A 19270-nucleotide genomic window follows, 5' to 3' on the forward strand; every position below is an offset into this window, starting at 1 on the left:
AGCTTAACTTTTTATAGGATAAAATACTTCTTAAAAAAGAGGTACATGTGCGAAAAGCTGTAGCGTTTACAGGCCCATCCAATAGTGGTAAAACCACTATCATAGAAAAAGTCGCTAAAAAATTGGTGGGCAAGTATAAGATAGCAATAATCAAAAATGATCCCAAAGATAAAGCACAATTTGATATAGAGGGTAAGGATAGTTATAAATTCTTCCAAACTGGAGCTGAAGTGGTTGTCACCTCCCCTACGCGGACTACTTACTTTTCTCATAGGAAAAAAGAGTTAGAAGATATTATTAAAATGGTAGATGATTTTGATATTTTGCTTGTTGAAGGGTTAAAATATCTCCCTCTTCCTCGTATAGGTGTCTTTCGCCAAAAGGTAGATGAGAGCTATTTTGACTACATAAAAGCAGTAGCCATCGATACAACGATAGATAAAAACAGTATTCCAAAACATATAGAAACACTCGATCTCAACGACACTGATCAAATAATAGAGTGGATAATGAACAACGCGCAAGAGGTGTGAGATGACAGAGATAATTGAAGCTATAAAAAGAAGTGCATTGCGCATTAGCAAAGCTATTGTAGAAGAGGAGTTTGGATACGAAGGTAGTATAAATACCTGCGGAGAAGAACAACTCAAACTCGATGTTCTCAGTGACAAAATCATAGAAGAGGAGCTCTTTAAAGCTTCATCTATCAAAAAGATCGCGAGTGAAGAGAAGAGTGAAGAGACCCAGTTTCACGAAGATGGAAAATACCTTGTAGCATATGATCCTCTTGATGGAAGTAGTCTTGTGGATGTAAATTTGAGTGTAGGCTCAATTTTTGGCATTTATGAAAAAACGTGGAGTGGGAAAAACCTTGTAGCTTCAGCATATATAGTCTATGGTCCTCGTGTAGAACTTGTTGTGGCAACAGTAAAGGCTGAGCGCTTTATTTTGCGCAATGGTGAGTTTGAATTTATGCAAGAGTTGCAACTTGAACAAAAAGGAAAACTCAATGCTCCAGGCGCAACACAAAAATATTGGTATCCTCACCATAAAGCTTTAGTAGAATCTCTCTTTCAAGAAGGGTATCGTCTCCGCTACTCTGGGGGGATGGTTCCAGATCTCCATCAAATTCTTGTCAAAGGCGGTGGACTTTTTAGCTATCCTGGAACAGAAGACAAACCGCAAGGAAAGCTACGCAAACTCTTTGAAGTGTTTCCATTTGCAAATATATATGAAAAAGCTGGAGGAGAAGCAATCGATGCAACGGGGAGAAGACTGCTTGAACTTAATTGCAACTCCCTCCACGAAACAACCCCATGTTTTTTTGGTTCACACTATGAAGTAGCAAAAGTAAAAGAGTACTATGCAAAAAAAGCTTGATAGATATGAAGAGCGCTTAATTATAGCAACAAAAGAGCTCAAAGAGTGCCAACAAAAGCACAATCTCAACTCTTGTCTCAAGTGTAAAAAAATTATAGGCTGCCGCATTCGCAATGAGTATGTGGACGCAGTGTATAAGAGCATGAATAAAGGGCAAGGGGGAGGATTTGAATTTTAAGGAGAGTCGATGAAAAAATATATCACTACACCAATATACTATGTCAACGATGTTCCGCATATTGGACACGCCTACACTACCATCATAGCAGATGCTGCAGCACGCTATTTTAGACTAAGAGGGTTTGATACATTTTTTCTTACTGGTACCGATGAGCATGGACAAAAGATAGAAGAGGCTGCAAAAAAAAGAGGTAAGAGTCCTCAAGAGTATGCAGATGAAATAAGTGCAAAATTTCGTAAACTTTGGGATGAATTTGAGATAAGTTATGATAAATTTATCCGTACCACTGATCCTGATCACATAAAAGGTGTCCAAAAAGCGTTTGAAATAATGTATAACAAAGGGGATATCTATAAAGGAACATATGAAGGACATTACTGCATAAGTTGTGAATCTTTTTTCCCGGAATCTCAACTCATAGACAACGAATTTTGTCCCGATTGCGGTAAACAGACCTCTATTGTCAAAGAGGAGAGCTACTTTTTTAAACTTTCTAAATACCAGGACAAACTTTTAGAACTTTATGCAAATGAAGAGAAGTTTGTATTACCAAAATCAAAAAAGAATGAGGTGATTCGCTTTGTGCAAGGAGGTCTGCAAGATCTCTCTATTACGCGTACGAGTTTTAGCTGGGGCATTCCTCTACCAAAATCAATAAACGATCCAAAACATGTCATGTATGTATGGCTTGATGCACTGCTTAATTACGTCACAGCTCTTGGATACGGAACTGATGAAGCCCTTATGCACTATTGGCCTGCTGATTATCACCTTGTAGGAAAGGATATACTCCGTTTTCATGCTGTTTATTGGCCAGCATTTTTAATGAGCCTAGAGTTACCAATGCCAAAACATATAGCAACACATGGTTGGTGGACGAGAAATGGCGAAAAGATGAGCAAATCCAAAGGAAATGTCATCGATCCAAAAGTCGTAGCAGATGCCTATGGATTGGAAAATTTTCGCTATTTTCTTCTTCGTGAAGTACCTTTTGGGCAAGATGGAGATTTTAGTCAAAAAGCACTCATAGATCGTATCAATAATGATCTTGGCAATGACCTTGGTAACCTTCTGAACCGCATTATAGGTATGAGTGGAAAATATTTTGACTATACTATTGATAGCAAAGATGTAAAAAAACTTCATAAAAAAGAGCTCGAAGAAACAAAAACAATTATCGAAACGCTTCCTCCGTTAATAGAAGATATGAAATGGCACCGCTTTTTAGAAGAGCTATGGAAGATTCTTACAATCGCAAATAAAGCAATCGACTATCATATGCCTTGGGCTAAAATGAAAGAGGGTAAAGAGGATGAAGCGATGGCGCTCATTGCTTTAGTTGCAAATATTTTAGCTAAAACCGCCATCCTTTTGCATCCTGTAATGCCAAAAACCACACAAAAGATTGCCCAGTCATTAGGATTTTCTATAACGCAAGAGAGTTTTACACATTTTATTGAACATAATAACCTTTTGGAGAAATTTACAATCCCAAAAACACCTCCACTCTTTCCAAAAATAGAGGCACCTCTTTTGCAAGAAGCAAAAAAAGAGGCTCCACAGCAAAAAACTCCAAAGACACAAGAAGAGGGAGTCATTACAATAGAGGATTTTTTTAAAGTCTCAATAAAAGTAGGAACCATTAAAGAGGCTGAAGAGGTGCCAAAAAGCAAGAAACTTCTTAAACTCTTGGTAGATCTAGGAGAAGAGAAACCAAGGCAAATAATTGCAGGTATCAAGGAGTTCTATACTCCACAAGATCTCATTGGGGAGCAGGTGTGCGTAGTTGCTAATCTCAAGCCAGCAAAATTGATGGGATATTTAAGTGAAGGAATGGTACTTGCTGCACGTGATGAAGAGGGATTAACGCTCATCGGCCCTAAAACACGCAAAAAAGAGGGAACACCAGTGAAATGAGACTTCTTAGTCTCGTCTCCTTAATAGGAGGAGAACTGAAAAACTCCCCAGCCATATCTACAATCACAGGGTTTACATCTCATCCTGCAACAGTAAAAAGAGGAGCTCTTTTCTTCGCAAAAGATAAATCTCAAGTCTCTGATGCCATTGCTAATGGAGCCTATGCAATCGTTTATGAAGGATGGATCCAAAGAAGCGATGAGGAAATTGCCTGGATTAAAGTTGACTCTTTGCTTGCAGCTGTACAAAAACTTATACGGTTTTTACTTATAAAAAATCAAGCCTACATTATTACTCTTTCACCTCTTGGATTAGAACTTGCGCAAATTGTAATTCAAGATGAAAAGATAGCCTTCTTTCGAGATAGCTATTTTGATTTTTTGGAGCAGTACCACACTCAAGAGTTCGTTGCAGCTCCAAAAGAGTTTGCATTACAATTAGCTTTAGATAGTACACAATCCCCTATAGCTACTATAAAAGTGATACAAGAGAGACTTTTTGAGACATCTTTTATCTATAGAGGTAAATTCTATGCAAGGCAGAGGATTTCGCCACTCTTTTTGCAAGAGTTTCAAGAAGTTCTCGGACTTATTGATATGTATAATTTTTTCTTCGATTTTTACCATCTCAAAGATTTTCCCCATTTTCGTCCACATTTTTTAGAAAGAGACTTTACAGAGTGTGAGTTTGGTACAAGTGATCGCGTTATCATTACTGAGCCAGACATCACACTCCTGCCAAGAGAATCCATTTTTTTGCAAGAAAAAGCCCCATGGGCACAACTACTCTTTTTCTGTTTCTCTTGCAATCTTAAAACTTTTGATACAATCAAAATTGATGGAGTCAAGAATTTTTTATATAATCGCAGGTTCAATTATGCATTATGCGAAGAGTTTGATGTCGAAACTCTCGCAAAACAGCAGCAACAAAAAACACTATTTTAAGGAGGAAGTAGTTGCAAAGTGACAGTTCGCCCGTATTTCGAGATTTAATTGAAGACTATTGGGATATTGCCGTAGGTTTATTAGCCGCATTAGTTGCATTTTACTTTCACTCAACACATCATGGGCATACAGCTACATTTATCGCTGCTCTTTCAATTGTAGCACTCTCAGTTACTGTAAGTGAAGTTGCCGAAATTTTAGCTGAAAGACTTGGAGAACCGTATGGCAGTTTTGTTCTTACATTTAGTGCAGTAGCAGTTGAAATTATTTTACTCTTCATGATACTTACAACAAGAGGAGATGCGCAACAAGAAAACCTTGAAATTGTCAAAAGTGGTATTATCTCTGCAGTGATTGTTGATATGAATGTTTTACTCGGACTTGCCGTTTTTATTGGAGGCTTGGCGTTTGCAGAGCAAGAGCATAATGAAGATACCTCAAGCACATATACCACTATTCTTTTTATCTCTTCCATTGCCCTCTTGGTTCCTAGTCTCTTAGTCTATACTCCTGATGGCTCTTCAAAACTACTCAAAGCAAGTATTATCATATCTATCATGTTATTTACCTACTATATTATTATCTATGTTTTTCAAACAAAAACACACTCTCACTTTTTCAAATCAACCGCTAGAAGTAGAATTTTGCGCCTTAAAAAACGCAAGAAAATACTTGAAGATGAAGAGCATGAAGATACATATATATTTGAAAAACTGCCTATCTGGGCAAATCTGATTGTAATCTTTTTACTCATCTTTCTCACTGGCATCATGGCTGAAATCTTTGCACATGACTCTCACACTCTTTTCCAATCATTTGGGATCTCTTCAGGCCTTGCAGGTCTTATCATTGCTATTATTAGTGTCTCTCCAGAACTCATTACTGCCGTCAAAGCAGCTAAAAATGATCAGATCCAACGAGTTGTTAATATAGCTATGGGGGCAAGTACAGTCTCGATTCTTGTGACAGTTCCAGTCCTCATGGCACTAGCCTATTTCAATCATATTCCCTTTACATTGGATTTCAATGCACTGCAAATAGGTGCACTCCTTTTAACTGTCATACTCGCTTGGAAAACAACTGATAATGGTGAAACAAACTATATCGAAGGTGCATCACATCTTATGTTTTTTGCATGCTTCGCTGTCATTGCAGCAATGTATTAAAGGATTATCATGAAAAGAAGAGGTTTTCTTGGAGTTACTGCAGCAGCAGCAACAGCACTTTTGCTCGGAGGTTGTAAAAGAGAAGAATCAAAAAAGGTGTACATCTCCAAAAAAAGAAAAATAACAATAAAACTTGCAACAAGCTGGCCTGCTAATTTTCCTATTATGGGTGAAGGTGTCAATGAATTTGCCAAACAGGTGCACAATGCCAGTGGAGGAGAAGTAGTAGTCAAAGTATTTGCAAAAAATCTTTTAGTACCTGCATTAGGTGTTTTTGACGCCTGTAGTGCTGGTCAAATCGAAGCTTTTCATTCTGGCCCGTATTACTGGAAAGGTAAAAATCCAGCCTTTAGCCTCTTTGGTGGCTTTCCTTTTGGTTTCACATCCAATGAAATGAATGCCTGGATGCTCTATGGTGGAGGACTTGAAATCTGGAGGAAGCTTTATAGTAAATACAATCTCTATCCCCTTCTAGGAGGAAATACAGATGTACAGATGGGTGGCTGGTTTCGCAAAGAGATAAAGAGCCTTGGGGATCTCAAAGGCTTAAAGATGCGTATTCCAGGACTTGGGGGAGAAGTTATGGCAAAGTTGGGTGTCAATCCTATACTTTTGCCTGCTGGAGAGATCTATACTGCCCTTGATAGAGGCACTATTGATGCAACTGAGTGGGTTGGTCCTGCTCTTGATATAAAAATGGGATTTTATAAAGTTGCAAAATTTTACTATAGCGGTTTCCATGAGCCTGGAAGTGTACTTGAGCTTACTTTCAACAAAAAATTTTGGCAAACGCTTCCGCATGATATTCAATCGCTTCTAAAAAGCTGCGCAAATGAGCTTAATGCAAAGATGGTATATAACTTTCAGGCAAAAAATGCACAAGCTCTCCAAGAGCTTAAAAAACTAGGCGTAACCTTGAAAAATTGGCCAGATGAGATAGTAGAGGCTGCCAAAAAAGCTCTTTTTCAAGTTATAGAAGAGCAAAGTAGTAAATCACAAGATTTTAAAGAGGTTTGGAGTAAGATTGAACCATTTTGGCAACAAAATAGATCATGGACTTCGCTGGGTCTTAAAAACTATCTTGAAATGCGTGATGGCTAAAAATTTAAGTCGCTTTATATGGAATTTTGTCCTTTAAACCTGCTTTTTTAAACCCTTTGAGGCGAAGGCGGCAACTATCACATACGCCGCAAGCTTCATCTTCATTTTGGTAACAGCTCCACGTCAATTCCAAAGGAACACCAAGGCTATAAGCCTTGCTTACAATATCTTCTTTTTTGAGATGAATAAGAGGAGCTTTGATAGCGATATTTGTTTCATCCTTGGTACCAAGATTTATCGCTTTTTCCATTGCTTCAATAAAACTTTCCCTACAATCAGGATATCCACTGCTATCCTCTTCTACAACACCAATATAGATAGCTTCTGCTCCCTCTTTCTCAGCTATTGCAGCAGCTATACTTAAAAATATACCATTACGAAATGGTACATAAGTAATTGGAACTCCTGGTTTTATTCCATCAACTGGTACAGCTATATTCTCATCTACTAAAGCAGATGCACCAATCTGTTTGAAAAAAGGAAGATCTATTTCGTATATTTTTGCTCCAAGCTCTTTGGCAATAGCACGAAATGCTTCAAGCTCTTTTGTCTGTGTTCGCTGTCCATAGTTAAAATGTATCGCTATTATGGAATAACCCTCATTTTTTGCTATAAAGCTCGCAAGAGTACTATCCATTCCTCCACTCAGTATACAAACCGCTTTCTTCATTCTGGTAACTTCTTATAAAAAATTTTATTATCGCAGATTATTTTATCAAAACCTGCATGCTTTTTAAAATAGTCTGAAAAGCTCACAAAAAGATACCCTTCAGGCTTGAGTACCTTGTGAAATATATGAAGTGCTTCTTCTTTTTTTACTGCATCAAGATAGATAAAAAGATTTCGACAAAATATAAAGTCATACTTCCCAAATGTAAGAATAGCATCATCAAAGAGATTTAGAGTATAAAAGTTAATAAATTGTTTTAAAAAATTTTTAACAACACAGTATCTATCTTTGCAGTTGAAAAATCTCTTTTTGATATTTTCATCAAGATTTATTAATGCTCTTTTTTCGTATTTGCCATTCATAGCTTTCTCAATAGCTTTAGGATTAATATCAATCGCATCGATAGAAAAACTCTCTATACCATTTTGCAAGAGGACAATAGCAATACTATAAGGCTCTTCCCCATTAGCACAAGGAAGAGAGAGGATAGATGGAGCAATGATATGCTCTTTGTGGATAAGTTCAACAAGAATATCAAAGTGTGAACTTTCTCTAAAAAAGAAGCTCTGTGATACAGTCAACTCCTCTATAAAAGTTTTAAAAAGATTCTCATCGCTTTGCAGTGATTGTAATAGCTCCTCGCAAGAAAAAATGGATGCATTTTTCATAATTTCTGCAATTTTTATATAGAAAATCGCTTCTTTATTAACAAACGTTATTCCTGTTTTTTCATAAAAGAGACGCTCTATCTTTTTGAGACAATTATACATCTTGCAAGAACTGCTTTATCATTGTTACTATTTCTTCAAAACTGAGTACTTCACTACATGCATTTTGTTGCACTGCTCTTTTTGGCATACCATATACCGCTACACTCTCTTTAGAAGCCACAACAGTCTTTGCTCCATTTTCATAAAGTTTTTTGAGACCCTCAATGCCATCATCTCCAATACCTGAGAGTAAAATTGCTACAACTTCACAAAGTTCTTTTTTATTCTGCACAACAGATAAAAGAAGTTGATTGATATCTGGTTTATAAAGAGATTCTATTTGTGTATCATCATGCAATATCTCTTTATCATTAGCATTATCATATATTGTCACATTTTTTGAATCACATATATAGATTTGATTTTTTTCCAAATTAATTTTTTTGTCTACTTTTTTAATTGGTACAGAGCTATTTTCTCGCAAAATTTCTACAAACCCATCTATATAGTTTTCTTGGAGATGTACCGCCATAATTATAGCTCCATCAATATTGTTGAGGCTTTTTACTATCTTATCAAGACTACAAATACTCCCTGCCGATGCTCCTATAAAAACAAGTTTCATGTCTTATACTCTTGTAATTTATTGCGTAAAAGTTCAATTTGTTTATAGAGATACTCTGTTGAAGTAGCAATCTCTTCCACATTTCTTGCATTGAGTGAAGAGAGTTCATTTATCTTATCAATATCGGCTATTATATCTTCAATATTTTTGAGAATATTTTTAATCTGTTGTGAAGAGTGAAGCGAATTTTTTACTGTTTCATCCATTACACTCGATATCGAATCCACATCTGCTTCTATATTATCAACAGAATTTGAAAGATTCATAATATTTTTTGCATTTTTAGCTATCTCTTTGCTAATGCTATTTATTTGTGTGAGGAGTTGTGTAATAGTAGTATTGATTTTCTCAACATGATGTCTCGATTTTTCAGCCAATCCTCTTACCTCTTCAGCCACAACAGCAAAACCTTTACCATGCTCTCCTGCACGCGCTGCTTCTATGGCAGCATTGAGAGCTAAAAGGTTCGTTTGATTTGCTATCTCTTCAATAAGTGTTAACACATTTGTAGTTTCATTTGTTAAATTGACTAATTTATTTAGTTCATTAGCAATAAACTCCTCTTTATTTGCACTCTGCTTTACTTCTTTAACAAGCTTTAAAATATTCTCTTTGGAAAATTGTAGAAGATTATTTGCTTGTTGCATATCTGTCTGCGCATTATCAAGACTCTCCACAGAATTAAGGAGTGGACTTTTGATTTTTTGAGCATTTTGTGCACTCTGTGACACAAAATATGCCTCCTGCTCCATATTGTTACCAATATCCATAGCCGTTTGTGCAAGCTCCTGGGCTACTTTTGAATCGTTTTGTACTCCATTTTTGGCATGGGAAATTGCATCCTTTGCAAAATTTATCAACGTATTGATGTGATGCACTATTTTACTCAACTCATCTTGTGAAGTTATTGGGATCTGTTTAGAGAAATCTTTTGTTTTTACAATCTCTTCAAGATTAGTATTGATGGTTTGGATATAGGTATTGATTGTTCTTTCAATAATCAAATAACCTATAAATAGTACAAGAGAAATTCCTAATAACGTTATAAAAAGAGTAACAATAAGTTCTTGCTTATTCTGCTTTATGATTTTTTGATTGTCTTGAATGATTATATAAGCTATTTTATCTTCAATATTTTTCAAAAGATTAATCTTTTTCGTAATAGTATCAAACCAATAGTCTGGATCTATTTCAAATCCGCCAGTAGCCTGATGCTCTATTGCAATTTGCTCCATTCTTTTTACCTCTTCAATGGCTCGACCCTTCAAAGTGTTTTTGTAGATATGTAAAAGTTTTGCAGGAGCCGCAATTTCAAATGCATCTAAAAAGGCTTTTTGCTCACTCATAAGCCTAATAAATTTTGCAAAGAAACCCGGCATAAAAGCATCTTTAGCAAAAGTTGCTGAAAGTACTGCTCTTTCTATTCCAGCTCGCTCTTTTGAAAGTAGAAAATCATCATAAGCGATGAGCTCTTTAGCTATGAGAGCATCATCACATTTTTTAGCTATTTCACCAATCGCAAGCAAAAAAGCTCCATTAATGCTTGTATAAAATCCTATGGCCTTTTTGGTATCAATATTTAATGCAAGTACCTTGTTTCTTATTGTATTTAATTGGCGCAATGATGTAAGAATCTCATTTATTCGTGAATGTATAGAACTTTTTCTTTTTTGATTTTGTTCAGAAGATAAAAAAGTTGTTAACTCTTTGAGACGTTTATTAGTTAATTGGTATTGCATTCTTATTTTTTTTACAAATTTCTTTCCACCACTTCCAAGATACCCTGCACTTCTACCACGCTCTTTTTGTAACTCATGTACAAGATTGGAAATTTTAATACTCAATAAAACATCATATTTTCGCTGCTGTGCTGCTTGATACTCTTTGTAATCTCTCATGAGATCTCTTACACCAACCACACCTGCATACACCAAAAATATAAGTACGAGAAGAAGCATTTTCCCTTTTATTGTTTTTATCATATCCCCTGTCCTTTTTGGTACAATATCATCAAAAAATGGATTGTAATGATCGAACTAGACAATCGAACAAAAATTTCGTTTGATATTACTATTATCGAAAAAATTGCCGATCTTTTGACAGATAAAGATATTGAATTACTCATAGTCGATAATGAGGAGATTCGCAAACTCAACAATCTCTATCGCGGCATTGATAAACCAACAGATGTTTTAAGTTTTCCCCTGCAAAATGCACCTATGACACCACTTGGTAGTATCGTCATCTCCATTGAAAAGGCACATGAAGCAGCAAAAAAATTTGGTCATACTCTTGATGAAGAGATTGCTCTGCTTTTTACTCACGGTTTATTACATCTTCTAGGATACGATCACGAGGCAGATAGTGGGCAAATGCGCAAAAAAGAGCAAGAGATTATTGAGCATTTCAATCTTCCAAAAAGTCTTATAGTAAGGACAGAAGAGTAATGGATTATATTATTTTTATTATTTCTATGGCAGCACTTATTAAAGGTGCCGATCTCATTATAAAAGAGTCTGAAAAAATTGCACTCCATTTTGGCATAAGCGAATTTGTTATTGGTGCTACACTCATAGCATTAGGCACAAGTCTTCCAGAAATGGCTGCAAGTATAGCTGCTAGCTTTAAACATAAAAGTGATCTTGCCGTATCTAATGTTATAGGAAGTGTTACACTTAATATTACCTTAGTTTTGGGAATTGTTTTTTTACTTGCAAAAAAGCTTTCGCCTTCACGTGATATATTTGGAAAAGATAGTTCATGGGCTCTTTTCCCCATATTTATTTTTTTCCTTGTTGCTTTTGATGGTACTATAACACGCTTAGAAGGGGGGCTCTTTCTCTTATTGATGGGGGGATATCTTCTCTTTCTCTCGCAAGAACCATCAATTGTTGCAGAAGAGATAGATGAAGAGATTTTGCAAGAAAAGTTTAATTGGCCACCCACTTTAGTGTTTTTGCTTCTTGGATTTATAATGGTCATCTATGGAGCAGATTATGCAGTGCAAAGTGCTAGTAATATAGCACGCCATCTTGGAGTAAGTGAATGGATAATTGGGCTTTTTCTTGTATCATTTGGTACCAGCCTGCCAGAACTCATTGTAAGTGTTGTAGCAGCTATCAATAAAAAAGCTGATATGAGTATAGGTAACATAATAGGCTCAAATGTAGCAAATTTTAGTGTAGTTCTTGGTTCTGCAGCAGTTGTCAATCCTTTGCTTGTAAATATTCAAGCATACGCTTTTGATATTGCTACAGCATTCATAGCATCACTTATGCTTGTCTTTATCGCCGCTAATAGACTCTATAACAAATCGGCAGGAATTGTGCTCCTAGTAACACTGGGGGTTTTTGTACTTAATCACGTGCCCTAAAATAACCTAACTCAATCATTTTTGTATATATAGCATTTACAATTGGTCCTGCGGCTGCACCACCATGTCCACCATGCTCCACAAGTACTGTTACTATATAGCGAGGTTGTTTAAAGGGAGCATATGTAGTGAGCCAAGCGTGTGAACGGGAGTAATATGCCAATTCCTCCTCTTTCATTCTCTCTTTTTCATCTTGCGGTATACCCACAATTTGAGCTGTACCTGTTTTTCCTGCTATTTTTATTGGCAAAGAGATATGTCTTGTGGCTGTACCTTTTGGATGATTACACACCTCATACATTCCTCTTCGTATAAATTTAAGATTGCGTTTTTGCAATGGAGTTAAAACATCTTCTTCTTTTGGAATATAGTTTTTATAAGTAAAACTCCTTGCAAAATGGGGAGTTGGAAGCTTCCCCGTAGCAAGCAAAGCGGTATAACGAGCAATTTGCATAGGTGTGACAAGATCATACCCTTGTCCTATAGAAGATACTACAGTTTCCCCTTGATACCAATTTAATCCATATTTTCTCTTTTTCCACTCTTTATCAGGAACAACACCAATAAATTCATTTGGAAGATCTACACCACTCTTTTTACCAAAGCCCATTTTACGAAGATCAAAAGCAATTTTGTTTATACCAACACGCAAGCTCCCTTCATAAAAATAGACATCACAACTCTCTCTAATAGCTTTAATAAGTCTCACCTCTCCATGACCTGTATGTTTCCAGCACCGAAATTTGCGCTTTCCTAACTCTATAGCTCCATTGCAATAAAAAGGTGTATAGGGAGATATTTTACGTGAATCTAAAAATGAGAGTGCAACTCCCATTTTGATAGTAGATCCTGGAGGGTAAAGACCATTTATAAGTTTATTTGTAAAAGGGTGATTGAGATCATTTATAAGTTCTTTCCACTTTTTACGGCTAATTCCAGAGACAAAAAGATTGGGATCAAATTCAGGAAAACTTCCAGCTGCTAGAATTTCTCCATTTGTTTTCATTACAATTGCTACACCTGCTTTATTTTGAAAAAGTTTATGGATAAACTCTTGCAGTCTCAAATCAAGAGTCAAGTAGAGATCTCTATTTTGTATTGGCTCCTTTTCTTCTACGACATCGATAACTCTATTAAAAGCAGTGACTTTAAGTTTTTTATATCCCAACTCTCCTTCTAGATAATCATTGTAATATTTTTCTATACCAGATTTGCCTATAATTCCAGTAATTTTGGCAACTTTATCTCTTTGTGTATCTTTTGTATTTGCTTTGGAAACATATCCTATTACATGTGATGCTATCTCTCTTTGTGGATAAAAGCGCTTAAAAGCTGGCTCTATTTTTATAAGAGGATCGAGTAAAAGCTTTGTATAATAGGGCATCATACGCTCATATGAAATAAATGGTACTACTTCAATAGGATCGTGATTATAAGGTGAATCATGTTTTCTATAGCGTTTTATGAGTTTTGAAGTATTGAGATCACTAAACTTTGCAGTTATTTTCTCAATTGAGCCAAGTAGTTTTTCTCTTTTTTTTAAATGAGGAACAATTTTTATCTTAAATCCAATATTATTCACTGCGAGAGGTTTTCCAAATCTATCAAGAATCTCTCCACGAACAGGAACAATCCACTCCTTTTTTATCATATTCTGTTTTGCTAAAGCTTCATAGTAGCTATTGGACTTAATAGAGAGAAAATATATACGAGAGAGTAAAATACCCCAAACAATAAAAAAGAGAATGAGTATAAATCTACTTCTCATATATCACCAATACCAAGATATCTAAAAGCATATAGTAGCCAACTATCCAATAATCTAATGGATAAATTATTTGTAAAATATATCCCAAAACTATATGGATGAGGATTATTCCTATATAGAAAAAGGCGCTGCTAGCAATTTTCAACATCACATTCCAAACAAAATATTTATATAAAATTTGCAATAAAGAGAGTGTAATAAAAAGATTGAAAAAGAGTGTATATCTTACAAAATCATGATCAATTTCATATAAATAAATATATGCAATACCAAAAAGCCAAGTAATTGCATCCCGTTTTTGAAAAAGCAGCCATACAACTACCCCCAAGAGAGAGGGGAGATAGATAAAAATAGTTGTTAAAGGTTCATATACAAAAAGTAAGATAAGATAGATAAAGATTCTTAATTGACTCTTTTTAACATCGCCACTTCGTTGCATATAGGAAAATGCTTGCATTTTATACAATCTTGCCAGATTTTTTGTTCTGGTATTTGCTCTTTTGGTATCTCATGAAATCCCAGTTTTTCAAAAAACTCCCTGTTGTACGTAAGTGCTAATATCTCTTGGACAGCTAAAGATTTGCCCTCTTCAAGAGCCCGTGTTACAAGCTCTTTTCCTATTCCCTTTCCTTGAAACTCCTCTTTAACTATAAGGCTGCGTATCTCGGCTAAACGCATACTATGAATATGAAGTGCAACATATCCGATTATGCTCTCCTCTATTGAAGCAACAATATATGATCGTATATTTGTTGCCACTTCGTCATCACTTCTTGGCAGGATTATACCATCTTTAACATATTGTGCCACCAGACTTTGCATAGCTGGAATATCAGTGAGAATCGGTTTTTTGTATGTTACCAAAGACATGTTCGAGTATCTTTTCTTGAAGTTTTTCTATCCCCTCTTTGTTCATGCTTGAAATCAAAAGGGCATCAGGATAGAGTCGCTTTATTTTGGCTCTCTCTTTTTGTTTGAGTTTATCTGCTTTTGTAAAAACCTCTATTACCTTTTGATCACCTCTTTGAATACGTTGTAAAAATAGTCGTGTTTGCGCATCTAACTCCATTTCTGGATGTCTTGCGTCTATAAGGTGTACAAATACTCTAATTGATTCTCTTTTTTGCAAAAACTCTGTTAGACTCTTTTGCCAAGCGTTTTTAAGAGATTTACTCGTTTTTGCATACCCATAACCTGGAAGATCTACAAAACGAAGAGGATAGATATTCTCATCAACTTTGTAAACAACATCAAAAAAATTTATGAGCTTTGTTTTTCCTGGTGTTGCAGAGCTCTTTGCAAGATTTTTTCTTTGCGTCAATGCATTGAGTAGTGAGCTTTTTCCTACATTACTGCGACCTAAAAAGGCCACCTCACTCATACTTGCTGGTGGCGCTTCTTTTATAGTAGGTGCAGATGTGACAAATGTTGCTTTGCTTACTTTTATCATTTTTCCTCTATTGTAAAAATCATCTTTACAGGAGTATCTTGTGTTCCTTTTACAGATATTTTACTCTGCTGGAGATTGAGATAGATGTTTTGCGCATAAATCCTCTTTTTTTGTGGAAACTGCACTATTTCCACACTGCCACGAAGATAATACTCCTTTTTACTAGGGTAATAAATAACCTCTTTTGCTTTACCTTTATATTTTTTGCCCTGTTGATCATGTAAAACAAACGTTACATGCCCTTTTGCATCAATTTTCTGCGGCTTTTTTGCTTTGTTGAAATATATAAAAACTTCATCAGCTTTGATAATATCACTGCCTTTTTTAAATATTACATTACCAATGAACTTAGAAAATAGTTTTTTTTGATCTGCTTCAAATTTCTTTGATGTTATCTCTATTTGTGCTGCATATAGCGAAAAAAAGCTTAAACAAAGTATGAAGAATATCTTTTTCATATTGCACTCTTTACTATAGCTTTAATATCATAAGCTACTATTTTATCTAAATCGAGATAATATTGCATCTTACTCCCATTGAGTTCCATTTTCGCAGATACAACTCTAAAAGGTGTTGGTACATAAAGGATTTTCTTCTCAATGAAATATTGAGCACTTTGAGTAAAAAATTCAAATTCCTCACTCATGTAATAAATCGAACCTTGTAGTTTTAGTATCTTTTCTCCTTCATAAACACCTTTTTTTGCAAAGAGCTTTTTATCATCTGTTTGTATGCGTGGATGTTTTATCACCATTGTAGTCGCTTTTTGGATCGCTTCATCGCCTTCAAGATGTAATTTCATACCTTGAGTATTAAAAATAGAAAAGACAAACTTACCCAACTCAACATTTGCTCGTGGCTGATTAGCTATTTCTACCTCAAAAGGTTTAAAAAAAATCAGCCAAAAAAGAATAAATCCAAAAAGTGAAAGATAAAAAATATATATTTTCACTACTTTACCCAATAATCGAGATATTCTGCATAAAGATGCTCTTTTTGTAAAAGGTACTCAATCATCTCTCTTACAGCACCCTTGCCACCACCATTTTTCAACACTACATCTACACGCTCTTTGATATATGCCACCGCGTCTGCAGGAGCAAAGGAGATTCCTACAGCTTTGAGCAAACGATAATCATTAAGATCATCTCCAATTGCAGCAACACTCTCTAAAGGTATATGAAGCTTTTGCGCTAGTTCCTCTATCGCTTCATCTTTTCTCTTGACACACTGATAGAGATACTCTATTCCAAGCTCTTTTGCCCTGCGTTCAACAATTTTCGACTCTCTCCCTGTAATTATCGCAGCCTTTTTGCCAAGACGTATCCACTGTACTATTGCAAAGCCGTCTTTGACGTTAAATGCTTTAAGTTCATCACCTTCATTTGTATAAATAATACTGCCATCTGTCATACATCCATCAACATCTAGTACAATGAGTTCTATCATAAAACTCCCTTGGTACTGGGCAGCCCCGCTCGTGTATCAATTCTTAAAGCTCTACGCAGTGCAACGGCTAAAGCTTTAAAAGAGGCTTCAGCAATATGGTGTCTATTTCTACCACGAAGCTCAACAATGTGGCAAGTGATTCGTGCATTAAAAACAAAAGCTTTAAAAAACTCTTCAAAAAGCTCACAATCAAACTCCCCTACTTTTCCATCTAAAGATGTTTCATAGACCAAGTAGGGACGATTAGAGAGATCGAGCGCACAGCTTACTGCAGCCTCATCCATTACAACTACACTATCACCAAAACGCTCTCTATTTTCTACAGGAAAAACTGCTTTATAAAATGCTTCACCCAGTACAATACCCACATCTTCTACACTATGGTGAAAATCGATATGAATATCTCCTTTACAATAGACTTCAAGATTAAATCTCGCATGTTTGGCCAAGGCTTCTAACATATGATCAAAAAAGCCAATACCAGTATCAATTTGACTCTCCCCTGTTCCATCAATATCAAGGGCTACTTGTATATCGGTCTCTTTTGTTTTTCTCTCAACTTTTACCATTTTAATTCCTTATAATAAATGCTCCAGGATATCTACCAGTTCGTATGAAATCTCTTGCTTCATCTTCACTTTGAAAACCAGTCAGCCAAACTCTATAAAGAGGTGCTCCATCAAATATAAATTTTTTGACAACTGCACGGTAGCGTCCATCTACTAAAGCATTGCGTTCACGTGTAATAGAAGCACCTTGATAGCGTCTAAAGGATCCTATCTGCACTGCGAAATTTGTAAGAACTATCGATTTACGCGGCATATTTGGAAGCGAAGCAATATTTTTATCAAAATCCAACACCTCCAATTCCACAGGTGCTGTACCAGTACCTATCATACCTATTTGTTTTGCAGCTGCATAGCTGAGATCAATAATTCTATTTCCTACAAAGGGGCCTCTATCATTGACTCTTACAATTACACTCTTATGGTTACGTAAATTTGTGACTTTTAGCATTGTGTTCATAGGAAGCGTTTTGTGTGCTGCGGTAAAATCATGCATATTATAAATCTCACCGTTACTTGTTTTTTTCCCATGAAAGTTTGGTCCATACCAGCTAGCAATTCCTCGATATTTTGTCCCTACCTCAACAACTGTTGGATAGTAAGTAATTCCATTGACTGTATAGGGACGCATAGTGGCTCTGTGTACTGCGTTTGAACTTATAGGTTTACCAAAAGTCGGCTTTGATGGAGGAAAATAGCTAATCTCTTGTTTAGAGCCGCATCCCCAAAAAAAGAGGCTTATTATACCAATTAATGCAACATTTCTAATAGAGCACAACAAGCTTCTCTCCAATTCTTAAAAAGTTATCTTTTTTATCGTTCCAAATTTTTAGTTTTTTAGCATCAACACCAAATTTATGGGCAATTTTGAGAATCGTATCTCCTTTTTTTACTCTATATATACGACGTGAGCGTTTGGCAATTGGGAGAATGAGTTTTTGATTTGGTCGTAATAGATTGGAAGAGAGATGGTTGAACTTTTTTATAAGAGCTATTTTGATTCCATAGCGATGGGCAATTTTATAGAGACTATCTCCTCTTTTAACTTTATAGACCAAAAATCCTCTTACACTATTAGAGGGTTTATAGAATTTTTTGAATTCATTAAATTTAAGTTTTGGAATATAAATGGAGTATTTTTTAACATCAGGAGGTGTAAAGCCCCTTTTAATATGGGGATTGAGATCTTGTAGGTAGTTGAGGCGCAATTTGATTTTGTTTGCTACATAATCAAGCAGCTCTGCACCTTTAATCTCTACAGGCATAATATCAAACTCTTCTCCTCTTGTGAGAATATATGCAAGATCGCTATTAAGCATATATTCATTATCATTCGCCATGAGTGCCAGCATCACTATTTTATACAAATAGCGTCTACTCTCTTTAGGAAGATATCTCTTTTTCTCATCTAGTAACACTCTTACATCATCTGTACCAGCCCTTTTAATAGCTCGCTTCACAGCACCCTCTCCAGCATTATATGCCAAAGCAGCTAAATACCACTTTCCAAACATTTTATGGAGTCTTTTGAGATATTTGATAGCAGCATTAGTAGATCTGTATGGATCTCTTCTCTCATCTACAAACTCATCTATTCGTAAACCATACTTTTTTGCAGTTGCAGGCATAAATTGCCAAATTCCTACAGCCTTTTTATGTGATTTTGCTTTTACTGCAAAATTAGATTCAGCCAAAGCCATAAATAGAAAAACATCGGGGATATTGTATGCATTAATTATTTTTACAAGTTCTGGTACAAAATATGTCTCAACTTTATTTACATTAAAAAAGTGGTGATTTTTGTAACGTGCATATTCTCTTTTTATTTTTTGGAATTTTTTACTATATAAAAATGATGTGGGTAGATCCAAACTCTTTGTAATATAGTGTCCTATACTATTCTCACCCTTCGCATCATAAGAAGCTAATACAAAATGAATAGATATTAATAAGATTAATACAATTCTCAT

Annotated in this window: 23 protein-coding genes; 9 read left to right on the forward strand and 14 right to left on the reverse strand. The window is 35.6% G+C overall.

The features are described from left to right. Positions 1-47 precede the first annotated feature (47 nt). From mobB to NITER_RS03870, 7 genes are read left to right on the forward strand one after another with little or no spacing between them, the layout of a single operon-like run. The gene (mobB, locus tag NITER_RS03840; RefSeq protein ID WP_084275793.1) at positions 48-533 is read left to right on the forward strand and encodes a molybdopterin-guanine dinucleotide biosynthesis protein B; all 486 of its coding nucleotides are present in this window, start codon (positions 48-50) and stop codon (positions 531-533) included. Between the two features lies 1 nt (position 534). Then, entirely contained in the window at positions 535-1380 is an 846-nt protein-coding gene (locus NITER_RS03845; protein WP_084275792.1) for a class 1 fructose-bisphosphatase, read from the forward strand. Further along, positions 1364-1558 (forward strand): hypothetical protein, encoded by a 195-nt coding sequence (locus tag NITER_RS03850; protein WP_084275791.1) that lies wholly within the window; start codon positions 1364-1366, stop codon positions 1556-1558. The genes NITER_RS03845 and NITER_RS03850 overlap by 17 nt, the downstream gene beginning before the upstream one ends. Before the next feature lie 9 nt (positions 1559-1567). After that, positions 1568-3478 carry a methionine--tRNA ligase gene (gene metG / locus NITER_RS03855; RefSeq protein WP_084275790.1) on the forward strand — a complete coding sequence of 637 codons (1911 nt, stop codon included), beginning with the start codon at positions 1568-1570 and terminating at the stop codon, positions 3476-3478. Next, the gene (locus NITER_RS03860; RefSeq protein ID WP_084275789.1) at positions 3475-4422 is read left to right on the forward strand and encodes a hypothetical protein; all 948 of its coding nucleotides are present in this window, start codon (positions 3475-3477) and stop codon (positions 4420-4422) included. The genes metG and NITER_RS03860 overlap by 4 nt, the downstream gene beginning before the upstream one ends. Before the next feature lie 11 nt (positions 4423-4433). Beyond that, the gene (locus tag NITER_RS03865; RefSeq protein WP_084275788.1) at positions 4434-5588 is read left to right on the forward strand and encodes a calcium:cation antiporter; all 1155 of its coding nucleotides are present in this window, start codon (positions 4434-4436) and stop codon (positions 5586-5588) included. A gap of 9 nt (positions 5589-5597) precedes the next feature. Then, positions 5598-6689 carry a TRAP transporter substrate-binding protein gene (locus NITER_RS03870; protein WP_084275787.1) on the forward strand — a complete coding sequence of 364 codons (1092 nt, stop codon included), beginning with the start codon at positions 5598-5600 and terminating at the stop codon, positions 6687-6689. Positions 6690-6693: 4 nt separating this feature from the next. Here the strand turns inward: NITER_RS03870 and queC are convergent, their stop codons facing one another. Genes queC through NITER_RS03890 form a run of 4 tightly spaced genes read right to left on the reverse strand, consistent with a single transcriptional unit; the run spans position 6694 to position 10676 of the window. Continuing rightward, positions 6694-7359 carry a 7-cyano-7-deazaguanine synthase QueC gene (gene queC, locus NITER_RS03875; protein ID WP_084275786.1) on the reverse strand — a complete coding sequence of 222 codons (666 nt, stop codon included), beginning with the start codon at positions 7357-7359 and terminating at the stop codon, positions 6694-6696. Next, on the reverse strand, positions 7356-8129 hold the full coding sequence (locus NITER_RS03880) for a CheR family methyltransferase (RefSeq protein ID WP_084275785.1): 774 nt from the start codon (positions 8127-8129) through the stop codon (positions 7356-7358). Before NITER_RS03880 ends, queC begins: the two co-directional genes overlap by 4 nt. Next, entirely contained in the window at positions 8122-8694 is a 573-nt protein-coding gene (locus NITER_RS03885; protein ID WP_084275784.1) for a chemotaxis protein CheB, read from the reverse strand. Before NITER_RS03885 ends, NITER_RS03880 begins: the two co-directional genes overlap by 8 nt. Beyond that, a complete protein-coding gene (locus NITER_RS03890; protein ID WP_084275783.1) occupies positions 8691-10676 on the reverse strand; it encodes a methyl-accepting chemotaxis protein in 1986 nt (661 codons plus the stop codon). Before NITER_RS03890 ends, NITER_RS03885 begins: the two co-directional genes overlap by 4 nt. A gap of 45 nt (positions 10677-10721) precedes the next feature. Here NITER_RS03890 and ybeY point away from each other — a divergent pair, with 45 nt between their 5' ends. Together ybeY and NITER_RS03900 are read left to right on the forward strand one after the other, a co-directional pair. Beyond that, positions 10722-11141, forward strand: coding sequence for an rRNA maturation RNase YbeY (gene ybeY, locus NITER_RS03895; protein ID WP_084275782.1), 420 nt, complete (start codon positions 10722-10724; stop codon positions 11139-11141). Continuing rightward, complete coding sequence (locus NITER_RS03900; RefSeq protein WP_084275781.1) at positions 11141-12067, forward strand: calcium/sodium antiporter; 927 nt, start codon at positions 11141-11143, stop codon at positions 12065-12067. The genes ybeY and NITER_RS03900 overlap by 1 nt, the downstream gene beginning before the upstream one ends. On the opposite strand, the gene mrdA is transcribed toward NITER_RS03900, so the two are convergent. The 10 genes from mrdA to NITER_RS03950 are packed head-to-tail and all read right to left on the reverse strand — an operon-like array spanning position 12051 to position 19270. Further along, positions 12051-13835 (reverse strand): penicillin-binding protein 2, encoded by a 1785-nt coding sequence (mrdA, locus tag NITER_RS03905; RefSeq protein WP_084275780.1) that lies wholly within the window; start codon positions 13833-13835, stop codon positions 12051-12053. The two genes, NITER_RS03900 and mrdA, sit on opposite strands and share 17 nt — an antisense overlap. Continuing rightward, the gene (locus NITER_RS03910) at positions 13825-14274 is read right to left on the reverse strand and encodes a hypothetical protein (protein ID WP_084275779.1); all 450 of its coding nucleotides are present in this window, start codon (positions 14272-14274) and stop codon (positions 13825-13827) included. The genes mrdA and NITER_RS03910 overlap by 11 nt, the downstream gene beginning before the upstream one ends. Continuing rightward, entirely contained in the window at positions 14238-14699 is a 462-nt protein-coding gene (locus tag NITER_RS03915) for an N-acetyltransferase (protein ID WP_084276594.1), read from the reverse strand. The genes NITER_RS03910 and NITER_RS03915 overlap by 37 nt, the downstream gene beginning before the upstream one ends. Continuing rightward, positions 14668-15285 carry a ribosome biogenesis GTP-binding protein YihA/YsxC gene (yihA, locus tag NITER_RS03920; RefSeq protein WP_084275778.1) on the reverse strand — a complete coding sequence of 206 codons (618 nt, stop codon included), beginning with the start codon at positions 15283-15285 and terminating at the stop codon, positions 14668-14670. Before yihA ends, NITER_RS03915 begins: the two co-directional genes overlap by 32 nt. Next, positions 15282-15743: a lipopolysaccharide transport periplasmic protein LptA gene (gene lptA, locus NITER_RS03925; protein WP_084275777.1), complete on the reverse strand. Its 462-nt coding sequence runs from the start codon at positions 15741-15743 to the stop codon at positions 15282-15284. Before lptA ends, yihA begins: the two co-directional genes overlap by 4 nt. After that, on the reverse strand, positions 15740-16237 hold the full coding sequence (lptC, locus tag NITER_RS03930) for an LPS export ABC transporter periplasmic protein LptC (protein WP_159445321.1): 498 nt from the start codon (positions 16235-16237) through the stop codon (positions 15740-15742). The genes lptA and lptC overlap by 4 nt, the downstream gene beginning before the upstream one ends. Further along, complete coding sequence (locus tag NITER_RS03935) at positions 16237-16734, reverse strand: KdsC family phosphatase (protein ID WP_084275775.1); 498 nt, start codon at positions 16732-16734, stop codon at positions 16237-16239. Before NITER_RS03935 ends, lptC begins: the two co-directional genes overlap by 1 nt. Continuing rightward, the gene (gene hisB, locus NITER_RS03940) at positions 16731-17303 is read right to left on the reverse strand and encodes an imidazoleglycerol-phosphate dehydratase HisB (protein ID WP_084275774.1); all 573 of its coding nucleotides are present in this window, start codon (positions 17301-17303) and stop codon (positions 16731-16733) included. Before hisB ends, NITER_RS03935 begins: the two co-directional genes overlap by 4 nt. Before the next feature lies 1 nt (position 17304). After that, positions 17305-18081 carry a septal ring lytic transglycosylase RlpA family protein gene (locus NITER_RS03945; RefSeq protein WP_345741522.1) on the reverse strand — a complete coding sequence of 259 codons (777 nt, stop codon included), beginning with the start codon at positions 18079-18081 and terminating at the stop codon, positions 17305-17307. Next, a complete protein-coding gene (locus NITER_RS03950; RefSeq protein WP_084275773.1) occupies positions 18065-19270 on the reverse strand; it encodes a lytic transglycosylase domain-containing protein in 1206 nt (401 codons plus the stop codon). The genes NITER_RS03945 and NITER_RS03950 overlap by 17 nt, the downstream gene beginning before the upstream one ends.

This window comes from Nitratiruptor tergarcus DSM 16512 (genome assembly GCF_027946175.1).
GTDB classification, from domain to species: Bacteria; Campylobacterota; Campylobacteria; order Campylobacterales; family Nitratiruptoraceae; genus Nitratiruptor; species Nitratiruptor tergarcus.

Excerpts from the sequence above, each read along its gene's own strand:
- queC (WP_084275786.1), bottom strand. The coding sequence starts at position 7,359 with ATGAAGAAAGCGGTTTGTATACTGAGTGGAGGAATGGATAGTACTCTT.
- NITER_RS03900 (WP_084275781.1), top strand. The coding sequence starts at position 11,141 with ATGGATTATATTATTTTTATTATTTCTATGGCAGCACTTATTAAAGGT.
- mrdA (WP_084275780.1), bottom strand. The coding sequence starts at position 13,835 with ATGAGAAGTAGATTTATACTCATTCTCTTTTTTATTGTTTGGGGTATT.
- lptA (WP_084275777.1), bottom strand. The coding sequence starts at position 15,743 with ATGAAAAAGATATTCTTCATACTTTGTTTAAGCTTTTTTTCGCTATAT.
- NITER_RS03860 (WP_084275789.1), top strand. The coding sequence starts at position 3,475 with ATGAGACTTCTTAGTCTCGTCTCCTTAATAGGAGGAGAACTGAAAAAC.
- NITER_RS03880 (WP_084275785.1), bottom strand. The coding sequence starts at position 8,129 with ATGTATAATTGTCTCAAAAAGATAGAGCGTCTCTTTTATGAAAAAACA.
- NITER_RS03935 (WP_084275775.1), bottom strand. The coding sequence starts at position 16,734 with ATGATAGAACTCATTGTACTAGATGTTGATGGATGTATGACAGATGGC.
- NITER_RS03845 (WP_084275792.1), top strand. The coding sequence starts at position 535 with ATGACAGAGATAATTGAAGCTATAAAAAGAAGTGCATTGCGCATTAGC.
- NITER_RS03890 (WP_084275783.1), bottom strand. The coding sequence starts at position 10,676 with ATGATAAAAACAATAAAAGGGAAAATGCTTCTTCTCGTACTTATATTT.
- NITER_RS03870 (WP_084275787.1), top strand. The coding sequence starts at position 5,598 with ATGAAAAGAAGAGGTTTTCTTGGAGTTACTGCAGCAGCAGCAACAGCA.
- NITER_RS03950 (WP_084275773.1), bottom strand. The coding sequence starts at position 19,270 with ATGAGAATTGTATTAATCTTATTAATATCTATTCATTTTGTATTAGCT.
- NITER_RS03910 (WP_084275779.1), bottom strand. The coding sequence starts at position 14,274 with ATGCAACGAAGTGGCGATGTTAAAAAGAGTCAATTAAGAATCTTTATC.
- NITER_RS03885 (WP_084275784.1), bottom strand. The coding sequence starts at position 8,694 with ATGAAACTTGTTTTTATAGGAGCATCGGCAGGGAGTATTTGTAGTCTT.
- hisB (WP_084275774.1), bottom strand. The coding sequence starts at position 17,303 with ATGGTAAAAGTTGAGAGAAAAACAAAAGAGACCGATATACAAGTAGCC.
- yihA (WP_084275778.1), bottom strand. The coding sequence starts at position 15,285 with ATGATAAAAGTAAGCAAAGCAACATTTGTCACATCTGCACCTACTATA.
- metG (WP_084275790.1), top strand. The coding sequence starts at position 1,568 with ATGAAAAAATATATCACTACACCAATATACTATGTCAACGATGTTCCG.
- ybeY (WP_084275782.1), top strand. The coding sequence starts at position 10,722 with ATGATCGAACTAGACAATCGAACAAAAATTTCGTTTGATATTACTATT.
- NITER_RS03850 (WP_084275791.1), top strand. The coding sequence starts at position 1,364 with ATGCAAAAAAAGCTTGATAGATATGAAGAGCGCTTAATTATAGCAACA.